The organism is Streptomyces sp. NPDC127197 (assembly GCF_042672405.1).
GTDB lineage: Bacteria > Actinomycetota > Actinomycetes > Streptomycetales > Streptomycetaceae > Streptomyces > Streptomyces flavusporus.
In genome coordinates, this window is sequence record NZ_JBHXVG010000114.1 from 1 (window position 1) to 3368 (window position 3368).

Here is a 3368-nt window from a genome sequence, read left to right on the forward strand (position 1 = left end):
TGCCCATAAGACCATCGTTCAGCACCCGCCCCCGAGCACCGTCAACTACCCCGCCGCCAGGACATATACCCAGCCAAAGAGGAACTCAGCACTAGTAGGGCTTGGTCAGGTGCATTCGGTGGTGGCGTGTCTCATTGAGGGGCTATGTCGTTGGCTGGGTGTGACACCTGGGGAGTTGGATGAAGTCCGGTGCCGTCTGGAGGACTTCGCGGCGGATGTGTTCGAGTCGTTCGCCCGGGCGGATCAGCGTCGGTGGGGCGGGGTGTATCTGCGGGGTCTGCTGCTGGACGGGCAGCGCAAATCGGTGGAGCCGATGGCCGCCCGGCTGGGTGAGGACGGCAACCGCCAGGCCTTGGCCCACTTCATCACCACCAGCCCGTGGGATCCGGCACATGTGCGTGCCCACCTCGCATGGAAGATGGCTCCGGCGATCAAACCGACCGCGCTGATCATCGATGACACGGGCTTCCTCAAGGACGGCGACGCGTCGGCCTGTGTATCGCGGCAGTACACCGGCACCGCCGGCAAGGTCACCAACTGCCAGGCAGGCGTGTCCCTGCACCTCGCCTCCGACACCGCCTCGGCGGCGATCGACTGGCGCTTGTTCCTCCCCAAGAGCTGGGATCCCGCCTCGCCGCAGGCCGATCCCGCCAAGGTGGCCCGCCGCGAGCGGTGCGGCATCCCGCCGGACGTGGGCCATGTCGAGAAGTGGCAACTGGCCCTGGACATGATCGACGAGACCCGGTCCTGGGGCGTCGATGTCCCGCTCGCCGTGGCCGACGGCGGCTACGGAGACACCGCCGCCTTCCGGCTCGGTCTGGAGACACGCGGGCTCAACTACGTGGTCGGCATCTCCACCACCGTCACCGCCCACCCGCACGACGCGACGCCGCACACCCCGCCCTACACCGGCCGCGGACGCCCACCGGCGCCGGCTTACCCCGAGGCGCCGAAAAGTGTGAAAGAGCTGGTCATCGCCACGGGGAAGCAGGCGGTCCGGCCCGTGCAGTGGCGGGAGGGCTCCCGCCCGGGCACCGGCCGCAGCGGGTTCAAGCGCATGTACTCCCGCTTCGTGGCCCTGCGTATCCGGCCCGCCGGCCGCGAGATCCGCAAGGCGACCTGCGGCCCGGAACTGCCCGCCTGCTGGCTGCTGGCCGAGTGGCCCGCCACCGAGCCGGAGCCGGTGCAGTTCTGGCTCTCCAACCTGCCCGCAGACACCCCGCTCACCACGCTCGTGCGGCTGGCCAAGCTGCGCTGGCGGATCGAGCACGACTACCGCGAGATGAAACAGGCCCTGGGCCTGGCCCACTTCGAGGGCCGCACCTGGAACGGCTGGCACCACCACGTCACCCTCGTCTCCGCCGCTCACGCCTTCTGCACGCTCCAGCGACTGGCCCGCTCCCCAAAAGAGACGGCGCCGGCCTGAGCCTCTACCGGATCGTCCGCGAGCTGCAGTTACTCCTCGCGATATGGACCGGCGCCTGCCCCACCTGTCACCGCGACATACCAGCACCGATACCAACCTGACCAAGCCCTACTAGTGCCGTGACCGAAAACCTTCACCGAGGTGGGTTCTGCCGGGTGTCTACGGCGATGGATGTCGCGCAGGTCAACTCAAGGTCGTGACACGGCCTGTCAGTTCCCTGGTCTAAGGTCGCCCGCATGGCTGAGCCCTCCTTTCTGACCGCCGTGCGCGAGTCGTACGACACGGTCGCCGCCGATTACGTCGAACGCGTCCCGCCTCCAGCCGCGATGGACCCGCTGTCACGCGCGATGCTGGCGGGGTTCGCCGAACTCGTGCGGACGGCCGGTCTGGGGCCGGTCGCGGACCTGGGATGCGGCCCCGGCCGCGTGACGGCGCACCTGGCCGGGCTGGGGGTGTCCGCCTTCGGCGTCGATCTGTCGCCGAAGATGATCGGGCTGGCCCGGCACGCCTATCCGAACCTGCGGTTCACCGCGGGCTCGATGACCGCGCTGGAGATGAGGGACGACGAGCTCGGCGGCATCCTGGCCTGGTACTCCACCCACCACACGCCCCCGCAGTGGTTGCCGGCGGTGTTCGCCGAGTTCCACCGCACGCTCGCGCCCGGCGGCTACCTGCTCTGGGGAGACTATGTCGGCGATGAACGGCTGCAGCCGACCCAGGGCTATGGCCGTCCGGTGTCCTACGAGTCGTACCTCCTGCCTCTGGACCGCATGGTTGGCCTGATGGAGCAGGCCGGACTCGTCGTCACCGCGAGGCTGGAGCAGGAGCCTGGCGGACGGGTGAAGAGACCGCACGCCTGCCTGCTGGCCCGCAAGCCCGAAAGGGCCTGACGGGGCTTGTTCCTGCGGCGAGGCCGCTCGTGTCAGATCGCCGACGGTCACGGCGCGGCGGTCAGGCCGCGGGGTTGAGAGGGCGGCCGCCCCAGCGGATGCCTTTCTCGCTGCGGATACGGGCGCGTTCCCGGTGCTGGGCGGCCAGGACGTCGGGATGGCGGGCGTTCCGGTTGCGCCAGTGCAGGTAGTGGTGCAGCGCGCGGGTTTGGGCGGTGTGGTTGGGGTGGTTGGGGTGGTTGGAGTTGGTGAGGGTGAACTGCCGTAGCGGCCCGAAGTGCGCCTCGACGGGGTTGGCCCAGGACGCGTTGGTCGGCGTGAAGCAGAGTTCGACCTTGTTCCTGGCCGCCCATCGGCGGATCTTGCTGCCTTTGTGGGCGGAGAGGTTGTCGAGGATGACGTGGATCGGGGCGCCGTCCGGGCGGACGGCCCGGATGCTCTTGAGCGCGGCGAGGCTGTGATCGGTGCCCTTGCGAAGCCGGTTGACACCCCAGAGCGTGTCGTCGCCGACGGAGTAGCAGCCGTGGAAGTAGCGCACTCCGTGGGTGCGGTGGAAGGTGGCCGGGAGCCGGTTTGGCTTCCCTGCCTGGCCCAGCAGGTCCCGGCGGTCGGGCGTATGCCCAGTGGGCCGAACTCGTCGAAGGCGAAGGTGCGGTCGGGGCGCTCGTTGAGGGCGTACTCGATCCGGTCCAGCTTGGCGTCCTTGTCCGGGTCGGTGGACTCCTTCCACGTCTTGGTCCGTTGAAAGGTGATCTGGCGTCGGATGAGCAGGCACCGCAGGGTCTCCCGGCTGATGCGTATGCACCGTCCCGGGGCTCTGCGCAGGTAGACGGCGAGTTTCCGCACCGACCAGCGCGTGAAGGGCAGGCCGAGCAGGCTGGGGCGGGTGGAGGCCGTCTGGATGACGAAGTCCTCGGCGTCACGGTCGAGCAGGCGGGGACGGCCTCCCGCCCACTGAGACACCTCACGGCGCTAAGAGTCAAGCTGCGGCGGCAAGCGGGGTGGGGAATGCGGTCTGTTCGTCGAACAGTTCGTGCTTCTGAAGACAGTGA

At 68.9% G+C, this 3368-nt stretch carries 2 protein-coding genes and 1 pseudogene; 2 read left to right on the forward strand and 1 reads right to left on the reverse strand.

What is annotated here, in order from left to right:
• Window positions 1-160: 160 nt before the first annotated feature.
• The gene (locus tag ACFVJQ_RS45660; RefSeq protein ID WP_385791880.1) at window positions 161-1426 is read left to right on the forward strand and encodes an IS701 family transposase; all 1266 of its coding nucleotides are present in this window, start codon (window positions 161-163) and stop codon (window positions 1424-1426) included.
• 236 nt (window positions 1427-1662) lie between these two features.
• Complete coding sequence (locus ACFVJQ_RS45665; RefSeq protein WP_385791881.1) at window positions 1663-2316, forward strand: class I SAM-dependent methyltransferase; 654 nt, start codon at window positions 1663-1665, stop codon at window positions 2314-2316.
• Window positions 2317-2377: 61 nt separating this feature from the next.
• Here ACFVJQ_RS45665 and ACFVJQ_RS45670 read toward each other — a convergent pair.
• Window positions 2378-3273 (reverse strand): annotated as a pseudogene (locus ACFVJQ_RS45670) (IS630 family transposase); the annotation flags it as partial.
• Between the last annotated feature and the right edge of the window lie 95 nt (window positions 3274-3368).

What these genes read in the sequence shown, in the direction of transcription:
- ACFVJQ_RS45665 (WP_385791881.1), top strand. Translation starts at nt 1,663, where the DNA reads ATGGCTGAGCCCTCCTTTCTGACCGCCGTGCGCGAGTCGTACGACACG.